The organism is Methylobacterium isbiliense (assembly GCF_022179325.1).
In the GTDB taxonomy this organism is placed as follows: Bacteria; Pseudomonadota; Alphaproteobacteria; order Rhizobiales; family Beijerinckiaceae; genus Methylobacterium; species Methylobacterium isbiliense.
This window is the reverse complement of record NZ_BPQQ01000018.1, coordinates 84,358-103,660: the sequence shown is the minus strand read 5'-3', so window position 1 is coordinate 103,660 and position 19,303 is coordinate 84,358. Positions and strand designations below refer to the sequence as shown.

Annotated in this window: 13 protein-coding genes; 6 read left to right on the top strand and 7 right to left on the bottom strand. The window is 71.9% G+C overall.

Going from position 1 to position 19,303, the window contains the following annotated elements; all coding sequences use genetic code 11:
* Positions 1-138: 138 nt before the first annotated feature.
* Entirely contained in the window at positions 139-1,518 is a 1,380-nt protein-coding gene (locus tag MFF61_RS08485; RefSeq protein ID WP_238234653.1) for an O-antigen ligase family protein, read from the bottom strand.
* A gap of 764 nt (positions 1,519-2,282) precedes the next feature.
* Between MFF61_RS08485 and MFF61_RS08480 the strand changes: the two genes are divergently transcribed.
* From MFF61_RS08480 to MFF61_RS08470, 3 genes are read left to right on the top strand one after another with little or no spacing between them, the layout of a single operon-like run.
* The gene (locus MFF61_RS08480) at positions 2,283-3,737 is read left to right on the top strand and encodes a UbiA family prenyltransferase (protein ID WP_238234652.1); all 1,455 of its coding nucleotides are present in this window, start codon (positions 2,283-2,285) and stop codon (positions 3,735-3,737) included.
* A gap of 1 nt (position 3,738) precedes the next feature.
* Positions 3,739-4,179 carry a GtrA family protein gene (locus MFF61_RS08475; protein WP_238234651.1) on the top strand — a complete coding sequence of 147 codons (441 nt, stop codon included), beginning with the start codon at positions 3,739-3,741 and terminating at the stop codon, positions 4,177-4,179.
* 2 nt (positions 4,180-4,181) lie between these two features.
* Entirely contained in the window at positions 4,182-5,408 is a 1,227-nt protein-coding gene (locus tag MFF61_RS08470; protein WP_238234650.1) for a putative hexosyltransferase, read from the top strand.
* 168 nt (positions 5,409-5,576) lie between these two features.
* Here MFF61_RS08470 and addB read toward each other — a convergent pair whose 3' ends face one another.
* From addB to ahcY, 6 genes are all read right to left on the bottom strand, one after another.
* Positions 5,577-8,744, bottom strand: a complete 3,168-nt coding sequence (gene addB / locus MFF61_RS08465) for a double-strand break repair protein AddB (RefSeq protein ID WP_238234649.1) — start codon at positions 8,742-8,744, stop codon at positions 5,577-5,579.
* On the bottom strand, positions 8,741-9,304 hold the full coding sequence (locus tag MFF61_RS08460; RefSeq protein ID WP_238234648.1) for a GNAT family N-acetyltransferase: 564 nt from the start codon (positions 9,302-9,304) through the stop codon (positions 8,741-8,743). The genes addB and MFF61_RS08460 overlap by 4 nt, the downstream gene beginning before the upstream one ends.
* On the bottom strand, positions 9,301-10,047 hold the full coding sequence (locus MFF61_RS08455; protein WP_238234647.1) for a nucleotidyltransferase family protein: 747 nt from the start codon (positions 10,045-10,047) through the stop codon (positions 9,301-9,303). The genes MFF61_RS08460 and MFF61_RS08455 overlap by 4 nt, the downstream gene beginning before the upstream one ends.
* A gap of 15 nt (positions 10,048-10,062) precedes the next feature.
* On the bottom strand, positions 10,063-11,595 hold the full coding sequence (gene tsaE, locus MFF61_RS08450; protein ID WP_238234646.1) for a tRNA (adenosine(37)-N6)-threonylcarbamoyltransferase complex ATPase subunit type 1 TsaE: 1,533 nt from the start codon (positions 11,593-11,595) through the stop codon (positions 10,063-10,065).
* A 238-nt stretch (positions 11,596-11,833) separates the two neighbouring features.
* Entirely contained in the window at positions 11,834-14,491 is a 2,658-nt protein-coding gene (locus MFF61_RS08445) for a sensor histidine kinase (protein WP_238234645.1), read from the bottom strand.
* A gap of 301 nt (positions 14,492-14,792) precedes the next feature.
* A complete protein-coding gene (ahcY, locus tag MFF61_RS08440) occupies positions 14,793-16,199 on the bottom strand; it encodes an adenosylhomocysteinase (RefSeq protein WP_238234644.1) in 1,407 nt (468 codons plus the stop codon).
* A 551-nt stretch (positions 16,200-16,750) separates the two neighbouring features.
* Between ahcY and MFF61_RS08435 the strand changes: the two genes are divergently transcribed.
* The 3 genes from MFF61_RS08435 (at position 16,751) to MFF61_RS08425 (ending at position 19,236) form a co-directional block, all read left to right on the top strand.
* Entirely contained in the window at positions 16,751-18,529 is a 1,779-nt protein-coding gene (locus tag MFF61_RS08435) for a S8 family peptidase (protein ID WP_238234643.1), read from the top strand.
* A 15-nt stretch (positions 18,530-18,544) separates the two neighbouring features.
* Positions 18,545-18,790 carry a hypothetical protein gene (locus MFF61_RS08430; RefSeq protein WP_238234642.1) on the top strand — a complete coding sequence of 82 codons (246 nt, stop codon included), beginning with the start codon at positions 18,545-18,547 and terminating at the stop codon, positions 18,788-18,790.
* A 188-nt stretch (positions 18,791-18,978) separates the two neighbouring features.
* Positions 18,979-19,236, top strand: coding sequence for a hypothetical protein (locus MFF61_RS08425; protein ID WP_238234641.1), 258 nt, complete (start codon positions 18,979-18,981; stop codon positions 19,234-19,236).
* The last annotated feature ends 67 nt before the right edge of the window (positions 19,237-19,303 follow it).

Here is a 19,303-nt window from a genome sequence, read left to right as displayed (position 1 = left end):
GCGTGAGGCGTCACTGTGCCTGCGCGGGCTTGGCCGGGAGTGGATGCGGAGGGCCGCGGCGGGGTTGTGCACAGGCTTTGCGGGCGGGCGTGGCGCACGGGCCACGGTCGGCCGGCGCGCGCCGGCCTCCGCCGCGCTTCAGGACGGCAGAAGCCTGACCTTCGTCCCGGACCATCTCTGGCGATGAGGATCATCGTCGAGAACCCAGGCGAGGCCGGCCCGGTAGATCATGGTCGCGCCGATGCCCAGACCGAAGAGGGACCAGAACCAGATGCCGATCATCGGGCCTTCGAGGGCCACGTCGAAGGATGCGTTGATCAGGATCGCGGCGCCGTAGCAGGTGAGCCAGAGGAACAGGCTGACCCAGCGGGCCTGCCGCCGGCGCGAGGCGACGGCGGCGTGGTAGAGCAGCATGCCGAACCACACGGCCAGCAGACCGAGCCACAGGGCGAGACCGGGGACGCCGGCCCGGGCCAGGATGGTCATGTGTCCGTTGTGCGGGCTGCGGAGCTTCGATTCACCCGGCTCCGAGCCCTGGTACCCGTCCTCCATCGCGAGATTGGCCCCGAACCCCTTCCCGGTCCAGAAATAGGGGCCGTGGAAGGTGTAGTTCCGGATCGTGGCCCACCAGTTCAGGCGGAACTGCTTGGTGCCCTCGAAATTCGACGCGCTGCTCGACCCCACCACGCTCTCCAGCCCCTCGACGATCTGCGCCGCGCCGAGGTCGCGCCCGCCGGGCAGCGGCACTCTCAGATCCAGGGCCGCGGCCGCCGCCAGGAGGGACAGTCCGAGCAGCACGGCCGGCAGGAAGCGGCGCAGCTGCCCGCTCAGGACCGCCGCCAGCATGACCGGCACGAGGCAGGTCAGCATCGCGGCGCGGCTCAGCGTGACCAGGGCCATGTTGGCGATCAGCAGCGTGCACCAGAGCGGCGTGGACGCGCGCAGCCCCACGAGCGTGAACACGGCAGCGCCGGCGAGATGCGACGCCGCCTCGCCGGCCCGGACGTAGGGCAGTCTGATCTCGCTGTTGGGGATCTGTACGAACTCCGCCGAGGTGATGCTCGCGACGAACAGCAAGCCTCCGGTGAGACCGTACACCCACGCCAGACCGCCATAGGCGCGGACGATCCAGGCGAGCCGCCGGGGCTCTTCGAGCAGGATCGCGACCACGATGAAGGCGAACAGGCCGTAGACCAGGACGACGCTGTCGCGCAGCGCGTCGACCCCGTGCACGCCGATGAACGGAACCGTTCGGATCACGCCCCAGAGGATCAGCACGGCGAGCAGCACGCTGGCGGGCGTTCCCAGCATCGCGAACCAGCACCGGGTGCGCATCAGGACGATGAGGCCCAGCGCGAGCACCGCCTCGCCGATGAAGAGAGGCGGGACGCCGACGGCCGCAAATCCCCGGCCCAGGATCGCGTACCCCGCCAGCGTCCCGGCCAGCAGGCGCAGGTAGGTGTCATGGGGCGACGCGAGGGGGGCTTGCGCGGTCACGCCGTAGGGGGAGCCGATCATCGGGACTGGCCATCTCCAGACTTCGGTGCAGCGAGGGCAGTGATCGGAACCGGGCCGGGCGACGAGCGGGCGTGGCTCATGGTTCGCCGGCCGCCATCCTAGGAGCGGGCCGCCGCGAACCGGCAAGCCTCTTTGGATGGGGGCAGACGCTCCTTCGGGCTAACCGCCGCCAGGACCGTCGTGCTGGCCTCCGACGGGCCTCCCCGATCCTGCACCGCGACGGACCGGGCCGAGACCGCGGGGTCGTCCGGCAGGATCTTGGACAGGATCTTGGAGATGTCGGAGCCGCGGAGCCGGAAACGGCCGAAGACCGGGTGGCGACCGAGCGCCCCGAGCCGAACCTGCGCTCCTCGCTGCGCGCGCCAGCAGGCTCCTGCACGAAACCCCTTGTTCGAAACAAAAAAATCCGCGGTTGCTTAGCCGGTTCAGTATTTCCGACCGACCGTTTGAAAGACCGCTGCACGACAACGGCTATTGGTCGGAAGGCGAGAGCCGGGATGGTTGCGAATGCAGGTGGTCGGCGATCGAGTCGGTCTTCTTGACCAAGACTGTCAGATACATGGCAACATGAGATATAACCATATATCCTTTACGTCATAAATGCCTACGCCGGATAGGGATAAACTTTGTATTTTTTTATGATATATACGCAAGAAAGCCCGCGGTTTATTCGCGATTTGGCTACCTCCAAAGATCGAAATGTGTCGGAGCGACCCTCTGGTAAGATCCAATTGGCATCAGATACGATCAATACGAGAGAACGGATGACCAAAATGCAGGCACCGCCGGAACGCTCCGGGGTCGGAACTCCTCTCGTCGTCGATCTCGACGGCACGTTGCTGCGCACGAACCTCCTGTTCGAATGCGTGCTCGCCTTCCTGAGGCTGAGGCCGCTCGGCCTGTTCCTGATGCTCGGCTGGCTCGCCCGCGGCCGGGCTCACCTGAAGCAGGAACTCGCCCGCCGGATCCCGCTCGATCCCAAGCTCCTGCCCGTCAACGAGGAGTTCTACGCCTACCTGACGGCCGAACGGGCGCGTGGGCGCAGGACCTACCTCGCCACTGCGGCGGATGCCGAATACGCCTGCGCGATCGCCGCGTACTACGGACCCTTCGACGGTGTGCTGGCGAGCGACGGCACCGTGAACCTGAAAGGACAGCGCAAGGCCGAGCGGCTGGCCGACGCCTTTCCGGAGGGCTTCTCCTACGCGGGCGACAGCCGCGCGGACGAGCCTGTCTGGTCGCACGCCGCCGAGGTGATCGCCGTCGGCGGGACCCGGATCACCGGCCGCGCCGCGAAGTTCGGCAAGCCGGTCATCACCTTCCTCACCCCGGCGGTGCTGCCGGCGCTGGCCGAATGCGCCAGGCCCCACCAATGGGCCAAGAACCTTCTCGTCCTGGCGCCCGCCGTGCTCGGGGGTGTCGCCGACGACCCGAGCCGCATGCTGCGCGTGCTGATCGCCCTCGCGGCGCTCTGCATCATCGCGTCCTCGACCTACATCCTCAACGATCTCCTGGACGTCGCCGACGATCGCCGGCACTGGTCGAAGCGCCAGCGGCCGATCGCCTCCGGACGCCTGCCGGTCGCGGTCGCCGCCGGTGCGGTGCCGCTCGGCCTCGCCGTGGGATTCGCCCTGGGAGCCCTCGTCGGGCCGGCGGTCGTGGCGACGCTCCTCGTCTACACGCTGCTCACGGTCGCCTACTCGCTCTCCCTCAAACGCATGCCGATCGTCGACGTGATGGTGCTGGCGGGCCTGTACACCCTGCGCCTCGTGCTCGGCACGGTCGCGGCGGCCATCGCGCCCTCGCTGTGGCTTCTCGTCTTCTCAATGTTCCTGTTCGGCTCGCTCTGCTTCGCCAAGCGCTTCATCGAAGTGGAGCGCTGGAAGGAGCGCGGCGAGGCGCGGGTGGCGAACCGGGGCTACGAGGCGGTGGACAGCCCTCTGCTCTTCGCGCTCGGCATCGGCACCGCCATCGCCAGCACGGTGACCATCGTTCTCTACATCATCTTCGACATCTTCCCGCACGACCTCTACCGCCATGCCGGCTGGCTCTGGGCGTTCCCGGTGATCCTGTTCCTGTGGTCCTGCCGCATCTGGCTCGCGGCGGGGCGGCATCAGCTCGACGACGATCCGGTGGCCTTCGCGCTCAACGACCGGCCGAGCCTGCTCCTCGGGGCGGCGCTGCTCTCGGCCTTCGTTCTCGCCTGGTCGGCCCCCTGACGTGCGAGCGCTCCTCTCCCTTCCGCGGCCCGTGCGCTTCCTGATCGCGGGCGGGGGCGCAGCCGCGCTCAACTGGCTCCTGCGCTTTCCCCTGTCGCTGGCCCTGCCCTACCCGCTCGCGGTCCTCGCCGCGGCGGCCTGCGGCATGAGCATCGGCTTCCTGGCCTACCGCCGCTTCGTCTTCACGGGATCGGACCGCCCGGCCGCCTCGCAGCTGCGCGACTTCCTGGCGGTGAACGCGGCCTCGGCGCTGCTCGTGACGCTGCTCGCGAGCCTCGGGTGCGGCCTCCTCGTCCCGCTCGCAGGCGCGGCGCCCGCGGAGGCCCTCGCCCACGCCGGGGCCATCGCCGCGGGCGCGGTCGTCAACTACCTCGCGCACGCCGCCATCACCTTTCGGGCGTCGCGAGCCCCCCACCCCTCACCGAAGACCATGGAGGCCTGAGCATGGCGAGCCCGTCCGCAACGATCCGGCCGACCCGGCTCAGCCTCGCCGCCGTCCTCGCGCTCGGCGCGGCCGCCGCCCTGTACGTCGCGCTCCTCCCCTGGCACAGCGCCGACGCGGATGCGTGGTTCGTGCCCTGGACGCAGATCATCATCGCCGAGGGACCCGTCCACGCGCTGGCCGAGCCGATGCGCGTGACGCTCGAAGGCACGAACGGCCACGCGAACTACAACCCGCCCTATCTCTACCTTCTCATCCTCGGGAGCACGGCGGCGGGCACGCTCTCGCCCTTCGCCATCGTCAAGCTCGTGTCGGTCGCGGGCGCCCTCCTGTGCGTCGCCTGCGCGTACGGGCTCCTGCGGGTGTTCCTCTCCGTCGAGGCCAGCCTTGCGGGGGCGGCGGGCCTGCTTCTGCTGCCCACCCTCGTTCTCAACGCCGCGGCCTGGGGGCAGGTGGATTCCTACTGGGCTGCGCTCGCCCTGCTCGCGGTGACGGCGGCGCTGCGAGGGCAATTCGCCCTGATGATGGCGGCCTTCGGCGCGGCGCTGGCCTTCAAGGCGCAGGCGGCGTTCCTCGGTCCCTTCATCCTGTACGTGGTGCTGGCGAACCGCGCCGGATGGCAGACCGTGCTCGTCTGCGCCGCGGTCTATGCGGGCATGCTGCTGCCCGCCTGGCTCGCGGGCCGGCCCGCCCTCGACCTCGCCACGATCTACCTGGAGCAAGCTCAGGCCTACCAATGGCTGTCGATGAACGCCCCGAATCCCTGGGCTTTCATCCAGTACTTTCACCTGATGAGCCTCACGACCGGGCTCGTGGTCGGATTCTCGCTCGCCGCGGCGGCAGGCCTTGCCATCGCGGGCCTCGCGGCGCGGGTCCGTCTGGAGGGCGAAGGCCTGCTCCTCCTCGCCCTGGTCTCCGCGATGGCGATGCCGTTCCTGCTGCCCAAGATGCAGGACCGCTACTTCTTCCTGGCGGACATCCTGTCCGTGGTGCTGGCGCTGGCATCGCGTCAGCGGTGGGCGGTCGGGGCGGCGGTTCTGATCCAGATCGGCTCGCTCGGTGCCTATGGCGCCCACATGATCGGCTTTCTGCACGGCCGCTTCATTGGTGGGATCGCGATGGGCGTCGCCTTCGCGATCCTCGTCGTGCAGCTGCGGCAGGCGGTCGGCGCGGCGCGGCATGCTCACGTCCGGACCGAGGCTCATTGCGATGGACGCCGCTTACCGTGACGGGCTTCAGACGACGTCGTGCGGCGACGACACGGAGAGGCCCGCAGGAACCGGGTCCCGGTGCAGCGAAGGGCCCGCTCAAGGCGGACGGCCGCGTGGGCACGCACGAAGGATCCGAGCGCGTTCGGCAGGCGCCCCTGTTGGGGTCGGGCCGATCGGGCCCGGACGCTACGCCTCGCCCCCGACGAGCGACCATTCCTTCACCCGCGCCAGATGGTCGTAGGCCGAGAAGGCCTTGGCGTATTTCGGGTAGGGGCGGGAGAGGTAGGCGGCCTCGCCGGCGAGGAAGCGGGCGACGAGGCCGCGCAGGCGCTCCGCGTGCTCGTCCACGATCTCGGCGACGCTGCGGGAATCGCCCCGCGGCGGCTTGAGGGGGATGGGGTCGAGGGGCGACTTGCCCCCGCCCACCCGCACGTAGAGGAGGTCGGGCGTCTCCTGCGCCGGGCCGATCTCGCGGAAGGCCCCGGCCTTCAGCATCGCGGCCTCCAGGGTGAGCTGGGGCGAGAAGCCGGCGAAGATCTCCTTGTGGCTCGGCACCTGCCCGGTCTTGAAGTCGATGACGACGTGGCCGCCGGCGCGCGTCGCCTCGATGCGGTCGGCGCGGGCGCGCAGCGTGAAGATCTCGCCCGGGGCGACCGGGATCGCCCAGCGCCCGGCGATCTCGGCGTGCACGCGCGCGAGGCCCGGGCGGCGCTCGGCCTCCCAGGCCAGGAAGGCGCCGGCCATCCGCTCGAAGCGGGGCCACCACTCGGCGTAGAGTTCGGGATAGGCCTCGGCGATCCGCGCGAAGGCGTCGAGGGCGCGCTGCATCAGCGGCCCGAGCGGGTCGGCCGGCAGGGCGGTGGGAAAATCCTGAGCGAAGCCGCCGAGCACCGCGTGCACGATGGTGCCGCGGTCGCTCGCGCTCGGCTGCACCGCCACCGGCTCCAGCGGATCGAGGCCGAGCACGTGGCGGGCGAAGATGCCGTAGGGGTCGCGCACCAGGGTTTCGATCTCGGTGACGCTGAGCGTGCGGGGAAACAGCGCCGGGTCCGGCTTCGGGGCGGGCCGCGGCAGCCGCGGCGGCACCGGCTCGCGCCCGCGGTCGAGGGCGGCCGCATGGGCGCGCAGCCGCTCGCCGCCGCTCCGGCAGGTCGCCCAGGCTCCCTCTCCCATGAAGGCGCGCAGCCGCTGCAGGAAGCGCGATGGCACGGTGGGCGCGCCCTCGCGCTTGTGCGCGCGGGTGATCACCGCGTCGGGGCAGCCGAGCGCCTCCACGAAATCGTGCGCGGTCTGGCCGAGCCGCCGCTCCGGGCTCGACAGGCCGATCGCCGCGCGCATCGGCCGGTTGAGGAAGGCGTCGGTCTCGGCCTTGGGCGGCCAGACGCCCTCGTCGAGCCCGCCCAGCACCACCCGGTCAGCCGAGAGCAGGCGGGCTTCGAGGAGGCCGAGGATGCGCAGGCGCGGATGCGGGCCTGCGAGCCGGCGCGCGGGCACCACCCGCTCGCGGGCGAGCGCGGTGAAGACGGCCGGGTAGTCGGCGAAGCGCCCGGCGAGCAGGCCGGGCTCGGCGAGCGCGAGGTCGTCGAAGAGCTGGTCGAGGGCCGCCACCGAGGGCTCGTCGGAGGGCTCGTCAGTGGGCTCTCGGGCCTCCGCGTCCGGGCCGTCGAGCAGGCGGTCGCAGGCCTCGCGGTGGGCCTGCGCCAGTTGCACGAGGTCGAGGGGGGCGTCGTCGGCGCCGGGGGCGAAGCCCCGGAAGGCGACCGCCAGACGGCCGATCAGCTCCTCGGCCGCGGCCCAATCCGCCTCGGTGAGGCGCCGGACGGCGCGCGGCGCGTGCGGGCGCGGCTCGGTCCGGGCGAGATGCAGGGCCTGCGCGATCCCCGACAAGCCCTTGGCGGGGGCCGGCCCGCGCAGCACGCCGATCTCCAGCGCGCACGCCGCCCGCACGAGGGCCGCGCGATCGAGGCCGAGCCGCACCAGCGGATGGGCGAGGAGCGCCAGCACCCGCCCGGGCTTGGCCTCGTCCGCGGCGAGGTCGGCGGCGAGGCGCGCGAGGCGGCCCGCCGGGCTCAAGCCCAGGGATTCCCCGGCGGTGTCGTCCGCCACGATGCCCCAGCGGCCGAGTTCCGCCGCGACGCGGCGGGCGAGGTTCCGGTCGGGGGTGATCAGCGCGGCGGTGCGGCCTGGCGTCTCCAGCGTCTCGCGCAGGGCGACCGCGGCGGCGAGCGCCTCCTCCCGCTCGTCGGCCGCCTCCACCAGCAAGAGGCCGGCCCCGCCCGCCCGCGCCAGATCCGCGCGGGCTGCGGGGTCGAGATCCGCCCAGGCATCGGTGGTCTCGGCCGGGCGCAGGGCCTGCGAGAGCAGGGCGGCGCGGGCCTCGGCCGCGGAGCCGCGCCGCCCGAGGGGGCGCACCTCCGCCCGGGTCCGGTTCAGGAAGTCCGGACCCAGCAGCCGGTGCATCACCGCCTGCGGGTGCGACTGGGCCGGCTGCGGCTGCGCCGCATGTCCTTGCGCGGCGGGCCCGCCCGGATGGATCGCCGCCCAGCCGGCGGCATCGAGGGAGAGGTCGAGCCCGGGCAGCACCACGGCGCCGCGCGGCAGGCCGGCGATGGCGGCGATCAGCGTCGCGGTGGCCGGCACCGAGCCGGTGGAGCCCGCCACGACGATCGGGTCGGCGGGCCGCTCGCGGGTGAGCCGCGCGGCCTCCGCCAGCATCAGGGCGCGGCCGCGCGCCACCGGATCGCCGACGCCCCGTTCCTCCAGGATCCTCGGCCAGTGCTCGGCGGCGATGCGCACGAAATCGAGGGTCAGGGAGAAGTAGCGCGAGACCTCGGCCTCCACCGCCGCGCCGATCGCCGAGACGCCCAGGCCCTCGACGGTGAGGGCATCCATCAGCCCTTCGAGGTCGGCGGCGAGCCCGATCGCATCGGCGGGGGAGGACGGCACCCGGAAGGGCACCTCCTCGCCGATCGGCAGGAGCTGGCGGTCCACCGTGGCGGCCCAGGCCTGGACCAGCCGCGACAGGATCAGCCGGCGCTCGAGCGCCGGCATGGCAGGGCGCAGCAGCGCCTCAAGGCGCTCGGCCGGCGGGGCCGCCGCGAGCGCGAGTTCCGCCTCGTGCGCCTCGCCGAGGGGCACGGTGCGCGGCAGCAGCGCCGCCGGCCCGCAACGCTCGGCGAGATGGGCGGCGAGCGCCCGCGCGGCGCGCTGCGTCGGCAGGTAGATGGTCACGGCGGCGAGCCCGAGCGGGCCGTCCGCGACCGGGCCGACGAGCGAGCCGTCGAGCAGCGCCTCGGCGAGGGTCGGCAGGAACGGCGCCCCGGGCGGAATGGTGAAGACGCTGTCCCGGCTCATCCGGCCACGCCCTCGCGCACGAGGTAGCGCACCTCCTTGGCGCCGGCCTGGATCACCGCGCGGCCGACCTCGCGGAAGCCGAGGCCGGCATGGAACGCGTCCGAGGCGGGGTTGGGCGGGTCGCTGTTGACCTCGCAGGCGAGGCGCGCATGGCCCGCCGCGGCGGCACGCGCCAGGAGACCGGCGTAGAGGCCCCGGGCGAGACCGCGCCCACGCCAGTCCGGCGCGACGACGACCCGGTCGACATAGACGAAGCGCGCGAACCGCCGGCGGAACCAGAGGAAGTTCGGGCTGGCGTAGTCCGCGTCCTGGTCGAAGGCGATCAGGAAGGCGGCGACCGCCTCGCCCGCGACCGCAGACTCGGCCAGGACGGCTTGGGCCAGGACGGCTTGGCCCAGGTCGGCTTGGGCCAGGTAGGCTTGGGCCAGAAAGGCTTGGCGCACCAGCGCGTCGAGCGCCGTCGCATCGAGCGGCGAGGTCTCGCGCTCGTGGGCGCGGTTCAGGGCGAGCACGCCCGGGAGATGCGCGGATGCGATCGGCGCGATCCGCGCCTCGCTCACGGCTGCACCGCGCTCGTGCGCACCCGCTCCTCCGCGTCGCGCAGGCCCTCGGGGGTGCCCACATGCAGCCATTGCCCGTCCAGGCGCAGGCCGTGCAGGCGTCCGCGCGCGGCGGCCCGGTCGAACAGCAGGTTGAGCGAGAACGGCCCCTCGGGGGTGTCGGCGAAGAAGGCCGGCGTGGTGATCGCCACGCCCGCGTAGACGAAGGGGGCCACCTCGCGCTCGGCCCGGCGGGCGAGCCGCCCGTCCTTGTCCATCTGGAAGTCGCCCGCACCCTCGTAGCCGAGGCTCGTCGCCGCGGAGGCCAGCAGCAGCAGCATGTCCATCCGCTCCGGGTCCCACGCCGCCACGAGGCGCTGCAGGTTGGGGCGCGGCCCTTCGAGCCAGAACGAATCCGAGTTGAGGATCAGGAACGGCCCCTCGCCCAGCAGCGGCAGGGCCTTGCGCACGCCCCCGCCGGTCTCCAGCAGCCGCTCGCGCTCGTCCGAGATGGTGATGCGCGGCGGACCGGCGCGGCGGACGAGATGCGCCTCCATCAGGTCGGCGAGGTAGTGGACGTTGACCACCACCTCCCCGATCCCGGCCTCGGCGATGCGGTCGAGGGCGTGGTCCACCAGCGCGCGGCCGCCCACCTCCACCAGGGGCTTGGGCACCGTCGCGGTGATCGGGCGCATGCGCTTGCCGAGGCCGGCGGCCAGCACGAAGGCGCGGGCGATGCCGTGGTCGGGGACGTGGTCGCTCATGAGGCTCGTCGGGGCTCAGGCGGAGGCCGGGGCGAGGCGCGGCAGGTGGGTCTCGTACCACGACCGCACGCCGGCCAGCGCCGGGTGGGCGAGGTTGCGGGTGAGGTAGCCCTCGATGCGCGGCAGGTGGGCGAGGTAGCCCGGCTTGCCGTCGCGCCGGTCGAGGCGCACGAAGATGCCGAGGATCTTGGTGGCGCGCTGAGCGCCCAGCACCGCATAGGCGCGCGCGAAGTCCTGGACGTCGAAATCCGGCTCGCGCAGGCGCCGCTCGCGGGCATAGAGGCCGAGCTGGCGCAGCTCGAACTCCGCCGTGGCATCCACGCGCGCGTCCTGCAGCAGCGAGGCGACGTCGTAGGCCGGGTGCCCGAGCACCGCGTCCTGGAAGTCGATCAGGCCGATCCGCTCCAGCCCGTCGCGCTCGGGCAGCCAGATCAGGTTGGGGGAATGGTAGTCGCGCAGCGTCCAGGTCGGGCGCTCGGGCAGGATGCCCTCCAGCGCCTCGCTCCAGGCCGCCGTGAAGGCGTCGCGGGCGGCCGGCGGAAGAGGCGCGCCCGCGATGTGCGGGGCGTACCAGTCGAGCAGCAGCTCGGCCTCGAACAGCAGGGCCTCGCGGTCGTAGGGTGGCAGCGCGTGGTCCTGGCCCTCGGCGATCGGCAGCACGGCGGGCAGGGCGGTGCCGTGCAGCCGCGCCAGCACCTTCACGGCCTCGGCGTAGCGCTCCGGGCGCGGCCCGTTGGCATCCGCCACCGGCTCGGTGCCGAGATCCTCGAGGATGAGGAGGCCGGCCTCCAGATCCTCGCCCAGGATCCTGGGCGCGCTCAGGCCCAGGGCCCGCAGCCCCCGGTCGATAGCCACGAAGGCATGCACGCTCTCGGCGAGCTTGACGATGGCGCTGTAGGACTTGCCGTCGCGCACCGGCGGGCCGTCCGGGCGCGCGGGCGAGATCATCAGGATGGCCTGCGTGCCGTCCGGGTTGGTCAGGCGCTCGTAGGCGCGGCTCGACGCATCGCCCTGCATCGGCCTGCGCTCCGCTTCGCCCCAGCCGCTGCGGTCGAGGAGCGCGCGCAGGGCCCGCGCCCGCGTCAGGCGCTCGCCGAGGCCGCCGCCGCCGATGAGCCGGGCGAGCCGCGCGGTCTCGCCGAATTCCGGCGCGAGGGCGAGGTCCACCGCCAGGGTCGGGCCGGAGCGGGGCGGCAGCCGGTCGGGCCACTCCACCAGCGCCACCGCCCGCTCGATCATCTCCTCGAAGCCGAGTTCCACCAGTTCGTCGGGTCCGCGCAGGCGGTAGAGGTCGGCATGCACCACCGCAACGCCGCCGCGCCCCTCGTAGGGCTGAAGCAGGGTGAAGGTCGGGCTCGGCACCTCGAGGTCGGGATCGCCCGTCATCTCGCGGATCAGCGCGCGGGCAAGCGTGGTCTTGCCGCCGCCGAGCCCCCCGGAGAGCGCCACGAGGTCACCCGGGCGCAGCAATTCGGCGAGGAAGCGGCCGAGATCCTCGGTCGCGGTCTCGTCGGGCAGCACGATCTCCCAGGGTGCGCGTGCGTCCATGTCCTCCCGGTCCACTCCGGCATCCTCGATCCAGCGGCCGCCCGGGCCTGACCGTGTCATAAACGAGGAACCTTAATCGAATCACGCCCCGAATCACGCCCCGGGCTACGCCCAAAGACCCCGCGGGCGCGGGTCGCCTCCCACCGCGCCGGGCCGCCGCCTTCGCGGCCGGATGCGGCCTCTCGACGATACGTCACCGGGCGGCCCTCCACCACCGGCCCGGATTGCCGCTTTGGGCTCACAGGCTTTCGCGCGGCGGCAGCAGATAATCCACGGCCTCGCCGTGCGGATCGGCCTTGGCGCTCCGGGCGCTCTTGGCGGCCTTGGCGAAATCGGGGGTGATGATCTGGGGCTCCGCCGCCGGCGGCTCGCGGGCGGGCGCAGGCCGGCCCTGGAGGCTCTCGGCGTCGGTGGCCGGCGCGACCGCCTCCGTCCCGCCGATCGGGAAGATGCAGGTGACGCAGGTCCCCTCCCCGGGCGCCGAGGCGATCTCGATGCGGCCACCGTGCAGTTCCACGAACGAGCGCACGATCGACAGGCCGAGGCCGACCCCGCGGTGGCGGGTGCCCAGCGTGTGGCTCTCGAAGCGGTCGAAGACCCGGGTGATGACCTCCGGCGGGATGCCGCGGCCGCGGTCGACCACCTGGATGGTGATCTCGCGCTCGGTCTTGCGTGCCGAGACCGTGACGGTCTGGCCGGGAGCCGAGAAGCCGACCGCGTTCGACAGCAGGTTGAACAGGATCTGGCGGACGCGCTTGCCGTCCGCGACGAAGTCGCCGATGTCGGCCGGCACGTCGAGGTCGAGGGCGATGGCGGCCTCCGCCAGCCGGTCCTCGACGCCGCGCGCCGCCGCCGCGATCGTCGCCTGCACGTCCACCCGCTCGCGCGTCAGCTCCATCGACCCGGCATCGATCGAGGCGAGGTCGAGGATGTCGTTGATGATGACGAGGAGCGCCGCGGACGAGCGCATGATGTGGTCGGCGTAGTCGCGCTGGCGCGGGTTGAGGGCGCCCACGGTCTCGTCGCCGAGCAGTTCGGTGAAGCCGATGATGTTGGTGAGCGGCGAGCGCAGCTCGTAGGAGACGTGGTGCACGAACTCGTCGCGCAGCCGCGCGGTGCGCTCCAGCGCCTCGTTCTTCTCGGTGAGCGCCCGCTCCACGTTGACGCTCGCGGTGACGTCGATGTGGGTGAGCAGCGTCGCCCCGTCCGGCAGCGGCTGGGCGGCGGCATCGAGCACCGTGCCGTCCTTGAGTTCGAGCCGGCAGGCGAGGCCGTGGCGCACGTCCGTCAGGCCCGTGACCGCGCCGCGGATCTCGGTCCAGGGCTCCTCCGAGAGGCTGAGCGCGAGGCAGAGCGGGACGATCTCGTCGATGTGGGGCTGGGCGCCCAGCGCCTCGTCGGTGATGCGCCACATGCCCGTGAAGGCCCGGTTGGCGAATTTGAGCCGGCCGTCGGAGCCGAACACCGCCACCGGCTCCTTGAGGGTGTCGAGGGTCTGGCTCTGCGCCCGCATCAGGGCGTTGTACTGGGATTCGAGGTGCACCCGCTCCGACACGTCGTCGAACAGGTAGGTCAGGCCGCCCTGCGGGTTGGGATCCGCGACGACGCGCAGGCTGCGGCCGTCCGGCAGGTGCCACCACGTCTCGCGCGCCTCGGCGCCCCGGTAGGCGGCGAGGAACCCGGTCTTCCACGAGCGGTAATCGGCCTGCTCGGGCAGCTTGCGGGCGTTGCGCAGGGCGTCGAGGATCTCGCCGTCGAGGGGACGGCCGTCGAGGAAGGCGGGGTCGAGATCCCAGAGCTGCCGGTAGGCCGCGTTGTGGAACAGCAGGCGCTGGCGGGCGTCGAAGATCGCCACGGCCGTCGGCAGCTGGTCGAGGGTGCGGACGTTGGCCTCCATCTGCCGCTGCAGATCGGCCCGCACGCTCTCCAGTTCCGAGACGTCGACCGCGATGCCGACGCTGCCGCTCTCCACCGGCACCTCGGTGACGTCGAGGGTGCGGCGCGCCCCGGCCATCACGGCCGAGACCCGGAAGGCGCCCGCCCGCCCGCCCGCGCGCCGCCGCTCGGCCTCCTCGCGCGCGGCGCGGTCGAGGAGTTCCGTGCCCTCCCGAACCGCCCCGTCGCGGTCGCTCGCCTCGACGGCGGCCAGATAGGCGGCGTTGGCCCAGGCGAGCCGTCCGTCGCGGCCGCGCCGCCAGACCGGCTGCGGGATCGCGTCGAGGAGGCTCGCCAGCGCCGAGAGGCTGGCGCGCGCCTCCTGCAGGCCCGCGCGCAGCTCCACCAGTTCCTGGCGCTCGCCCGTCAGCTCGCGCAGGCGCAGCAGCGCGCGGCCGCCCACCGCCTGGCCCTGCGCCTCGACGGTGCGCCCGCCCAGGGTGCGCACGGTGAGCCGGAAGCGCTCGCCGCGGCTGCGCAGGGTGTCCACCGCGGCGTCGAGGGCGGAGGCGTCGGCCGCCGACAGCCAGGTGCCGAAGGCCAGGACCCGGCGGGCGGAGGCCGAGCGGCTGCCGTCCATCGCGAGGCTGACGTCGCCCTCGATCTGCGGCTCCTCGCGCCCGCTCCAGGTCACGATGATCTGGCGCTCCGAGCCGAGAAGGAGCGCGGCCCGGTCGTGGGCGCCGCGCAGGTCAGCGAGGTCAGCCGCGAGCCGGCGCTCGCGCCGCATCCAGCGCGCCCGCTCGCGGATGTGCAGGAGCGACAGGATGGTGGAAAAGACGATGAGGCCGATCAGGAGGGCGAGCGCCATCGCGTTGTGCGCGAAGGCCCCACTGGCCGCACCTGCGGGCGAGGCCGCCGCGGTGCCGCACGGCGCCATCGCCAGCACGGCCGAAGCCGCCCACGCGCCCGCGAGCGCGCCAGCCCCCGGCCGGCGCCGCAGCGTCCGTCCTTCCACCATGTCCCGTCCCGTCCTCGCTGCCGGCGCGCCGTCACGGTCGCCGCCGGCCCGCCGGAACCGTCCGCGTCGCGCGGCGCAGCCCCCCTCAGAATCGCCCCGATCCTAGCGCGCGAGCGAATCCGGCCGGAAGCGAAATCGCGGCGGCTGCCGCACACGCCGCCACGTCACGGCACGAGGGCACAGAAATGCCACACCTGTGATAGAACGGAGGCGGAACACATCTTTTGATTGTATCTGGACACGAAAGAGCCCGGCCGTAAGGGCCGGGCTCTTCCAGGTCAGGTCCGGAACAGATCAGGTCTCAGTAGCGGTAATGGTCGGGCTTGAACGGACCGGCCTCGCTGACGCCGATATAGGCGGCCTGATCGGGGCGCAGCTTCGTCAGCTTGACGCCGATCTTCTCGAGGTGGAGCGCCGCGACCTTCTCGTCGAGGGCCTTGGGCAGGGTGTAGACCTGACGGTCGTACTTGCCCTGATTGGTCCAGAGCTCGATCTGAGCGAGCGTCTGGTTGGTGAAGGAGGCCGACATCACGAAGGACGGGTGACCCATGGCGTTGCCGAGGTTCACGAGCCGCCCCTCCGACAGCAGGATGATGCGGTGGCCGTCCGCGAACTCGATCTCGTCCACCTGCGGCTTGATGTTCTGCCACTTCAGGTTCTTGAGACCCGCGACCTGGATCTCGTTGTCGAAGTGGCCGATGTTGCAGACGATGGCCCGGTCCTTCATCGCCCGCATGTGGTCGAGGGTGATGACGTCCTTGTTGCCGGTGGCGGTCACGAAGATGTCGGCGCGCGGGGCGGCATCCTCCATCGTGGTGACCTCGTAGCCCTCCATGGCGGCCTGGAGCGCGCAGATCGGATCGACCTCCGAGACCAGCACGCGGCAGCCCGCGTTGCGCAGGCTCGCGGCCGAGCCCTTGCCGACGTCGCCGAAGCCCGCGACCATCGCGACCTTGCCGGCCATCATCACGTCGGTGCCGCGGCGGATGCCGTCGACCAGGGACTCGCGGCACCCGTAGAGGTTGTCGAACTTCGACTTCGTCACCGAGTCGTTCACGTTGATCGCCGGGAAGAGCAGCTTGCCCTCCTTGGCGAGGAGGTAGAGGCGGTGCACGCCCGTGGTGGTCTCCTCCGAGACGCCCTTGATCGAATCGGCGAGGCCCGCGAACCAGCCGCGCGGCTTCTCCTTGAGCGTGCGCTTGATCAGCGCGAAGAAGATCTCCTCTTCCTCGGAGCCCGGCTTGTCGAGGAAGGCCGTGTCGCCCTGCTCGGCGCGCAGGCCGGCATGCACGAACATCGTGGCGTCGCCGCCGTCGTCGAGGATCATGTTCGGCATGCCGCCGTCATGCCACTCGAACAGCTTGGCGGTGTAGTCCCAGTACTCGGTCAGCGTCTCGCCCTTCACGGCGAAGACCGGGATGCCGGCGGCGGCGATCGCGGCGGCGGCGTGGTCCTGGGTCGAGTAGATGTTGCAGGACACCCAGCGGATGTCGGCGCCGAGCGCCTTCAGCGTCTCGATCAGCACCGCGGTCTGGATCGTCATGTGCAGCGAGCCGGCGATCTTGGCGCCCTTGAGGGGCTGGCTCGCGGCGTATTCCTCGCGCACGGCCATCAGGCCGGGCATCTCGGTCTCGGCGATCGCGATCTCCTTGCGGCCGAAATCGGCCAGCCCGATGTCCTTGACGATGTAGTCCTGCGTGCTCGGCATGTGATGCTCCCTGGCGGCCGTCCGGGCGGCGCTATAGCAGGGGCTCCGATAGGAAGCAATCAAGACATAAAGATGTCTTTATGCGCGATCCGCGCGTGGTCGGCCGCGCGCCGGTGTCCCGCAGGCGGGCATGGGCGGGATACCCGCTCGCTGCCCGGCGCCATGCTCAAGCTCGCCGGCCCATCCATCGATCCAAGCAACTGAATTTTTCGCAATACACCGGAACGAGTATTCGCCATTGCGACTGCAATAGATGCGTGTTAGTTTCTCATCTGGTTGGGGCGTTTTGGCCTCTTATGAGCACCGATACTGATTTTTGATCAGATCCGCCGGATCTTGCGGCGAGGATTGCGCTGCGACCAAGCGCTTTCTTTTTCACGTCGAGGCTTGATCGGAGTTGTGCCGGCTACGAGACGGTCCGACTGCTGACGGACCTCGCTGAAGCGCCCCCACGTTCGAAAAACGACGACGTCGCGAACGCGTTCTGCGAATTTTCGTCATTTCCGCTGTGCTTGCAGAAAGTTCCATGTTCAGAGCAAGGAGCTGAAGCTATGTCTGCGAAGACCAACGGTCAGCCGAAGCCACGGGCCGACAACAGGAATACGCGGTTCCCATCAAGACGGGTTCTCGTCGCGATCGCCAAACCGGAGGCCGCCCTGCGCGCCGGGACCGCGAGCGTATCGTCCCTGGCCGACATGGACGTCGCGAGCCTCAACAGAACACTGGAGAAGACGGGCGCCCATCTCCGGCCGCTGTTCGGAAAATCCGAGGAGCGCATGCAGGCCTCCGTCGCGAGCCTGGCGGCCGGCAGAACCGCGGAGACGACGTCCGAGATGCCGGACGAGATGCCGAACCTGCACCTCTACTATCAGGTCGAGGCTCCCGACGAGGCGCTCGACGATCTCGCCAAGCAGCTCGCCGGCCTGCCGACGATGGCCGGAGCCTACGTCACACCGGCCCCGCAGCCGGCGGCCGGCGCCACGCTGGAGGCCGTCCCGTTCGAGGAGGGCGACGACCTCAACGTCATGGCGGCGAGCCCCGAGGCGGCGCCGCCCGTCACGCCCGACTTCACCGCGCGCCAGGGCTATCTCGGCCCGGCACCCGGCGGCATCGATGCGCCCTATGCCTGGACGCTCGCGGGGGGACGCGGGACGAACGTGCAGATCATCGATTGCGAGGGCGCGTGGCGCTTCACGCACGAGGACCTGATCCAGAACCAGGGCGGCGTGATCGGCACGCAGACGACCGACATCGGCTGGCGCAATCATGGTACCGCGGTCGCGGGCGAGATCGGCGGCGACCTGAACACCATCGGCGTCACCGGCATCTGCGCGGCGGCCACCATCCGCGGCTCGTCCATCTTCGATGCCGGCGGGCTGCCCGGCGCCATCGTGGCCGCGGCCGACCGGCTGCGTCCGGGCGACATCATCCTGCTGGAGGTGCAGTACGGCCATCCCACCCGGGGCTGGACCTCGGTGGAATGGTGGCCGGCGGATTTCGCCGCGATCCGGTACGCCGTGAACCGCGGCATCATCGTCGTCGAGGCGGCCGGCAACGGCAACAACAACCTCGACGATCCGGTCTACAACACGGCCCTGGCGGGCTTCCCGGCCGACTGGCGCAACCCGTTCAACCGCAACCTGCGGGATTCCGGTGCGGTTCTCGTCGGCGCCGGCGCGCCGCCGCCCGGAACGCACGGCCGCAACTGGGGGCCCGACCGGTCGCGGCTCGACTTCTCGAATTACGGCTCGGCCGTCGACGTGCAGGGCTGGGGCCGCGAGGTGACGACGGCCGGCTACGGCGACCTCCAGGGCGGAACGAGCGAGGATCTCTGGTACACGGACACGTTCAGCGGCACGTCCAGCGCCTCGCCCATCGTGGTCGGCGCCCTCGGCTGCGTGCAGGGCGTGCTCCGGGCCGCCGGCCGCATTCCGCTGACGCCCTCGAGGGCGCGCCAGCTCCTGCGGGCCTCGGGATCGCCGCAGCAGGACGCACCGGGCCGTCCGCGCACGGAGCGCATCGGCAACCGCCCCAACCTGCGCCAGCTGATCCCGCTCGCCCTGCAGACGGGCGAATGGGTCGGCGTCCAGTTCACCGGCATCGTGCCCGCCAACGCGACCCAGCGCTGGTTCACCTTCAACTGGCCGGCGCACTGGCACGTCGTGTGGACGGTGGTGCCGACCAACCCGCGGCCGGGCGGCCCCCAGGTGAGCTGGTCCGTGCAGGTGGAGCGGGCGAACGACCAGTTCGTGACCTACTGGATCTCCATCACCAACGTGACGCCGGAACCCGTCAACATCGAGGGCCGGTACGCGGTGCTCGGCTGGTAGCGGGAGGGCACGGTCATGCGCATCACGATCGACATGTCGGAGGCGGAGAGCCGCTCGGCGACGATCCATCCCGCGCCCGCGGGGAGTGCGGGCGTGGAGGAGCCGGCCGCCAACGGGGGGGCGGCTCCCGTCTCCCTGCTGATGGCGCTCGGCGCTTCGGGCCCCGAGGGCGCGGCCGATCCGATGCCGACGAGCCGCGAGGGGCTCGACGGCGGCGGCGCGCCGGACTGGCTGATCGGCGTGATCGAAGGCGGGAGATGACGGTCCGGACGGCGCTTCCTGCCGTCCCCGGGCCGGGGCCGCCCGGCGGCTGCCCCGGCCCCTCGTCCTCCTGTATGGTCACACGTCGCCGTGGTGTCACGGCCCTGCTGGTCGCCGCGATCGCCGCCGCGGGCCTCCTGCCCGCCGCGGCGAGGCAGGCGTCGGGCGCTCTCCGGGGGAAGCCGGTCATGGATATCGTCGTCCTGCTCCGCCCGGAGGCGGCCGAGCGCGCGCGGCGCGGCGCGGCCTCCGCCTTCCAGGCGGCCCTGGCGCCTTACGGCGGCGTCGCGAGGCCCCAGCATCCCACCGTCGCGGATCCTCTCCTGAGCCGGTACTTCATCGTGTCGGGCGTCCCCTCGGACCGCCAGGACGCGGTCGTCGCCGCCCTGCTCAAGGCCGACGGCGTCGAGGCCGCCTATGTGCAGCCCACGCCGGCCCTGCCGTGAGGCTGGCCGCCTGGGCAGGACCTCGGGTTCCGGGTGGGCGAACCGTCACGGCCGGCCGGCAGCGGCG

Coding starts and splice junctions, on each gene's coding strand:
- MFF61_RS08430 (WP_238234642.1), top strand. CDS start 18,545: ATGCGCATCACGATCGACATGTCGGAGGCGGAGAGCCGCTCGGCGACG.
- tsaE (WP_238234646.1), bottom strand. CDS start 11,595: ATGGACGCACGCGCACCCTGGGAGATCGTGCTGCCCGACGAGACCGCG.
- MFF61_RS08435 (WP_238234643.1), top strand. CDS start 16,751: ATGTCTGCGAAGACCAACGGTCAGCCGAAGCCACGGGCCGACAACAGG.
- MFF61_RS08455 (WP_238234647.1), bottom strand. CDS start 10,047: ATGAGCGACCACGTCCCCGACCACGGCATCGCCCGCGCCTTCGTGCTG.
- MFF61_RS08480 (WP_238234652.1), top strand. CDS start 2,283: ATGACCAAAATGCAGGCACCGCCGGAACGCTCCGGGGTCGGAACTCCT.
- MFF61_RS08470 (WP_238234650.1), top strand. CDS start 4,182: ATGGCGAGCCCGTCCGCAACGATCCGGCCGACCCGGCTCAGCCTCGCC.
- addB (WP_238234649.1), bottom strand. CDS start 8,744: ATGAGCCGGGACAGCGTCTTCACCATTCCGCCCGGGGCGCCGTTCCTG.
- MFF61_RS08445 (WP_238234645.1), bottom strand. CDS start 14,491: ATGGTGGAAGGACGGACGCTGCGGCGCCGGCCGGGGGCTGGCGCGCTC.
- ahcY (WP_238234644.1), bottom strand. CDS start 16,199: ATGCCGAGCACGCAGGACTACATCGTCAAGGACATCGGGCTGGCCGAT.
- MFF61_RS08485 (WP_238234653.1), bottom strand. CDS start 1,518: ATGATCGGCTCCCCCTACGGCGTGACCGCGCAAGCCCCCCTCGCGTCG.
- MFF61_RS08425 (WP_238234641.1), top strand. CDS start 18,979: ATGGATATCGTCGTCCTGCTCCGCCCGGAGGCGGCCGAGCGCGCGCGG.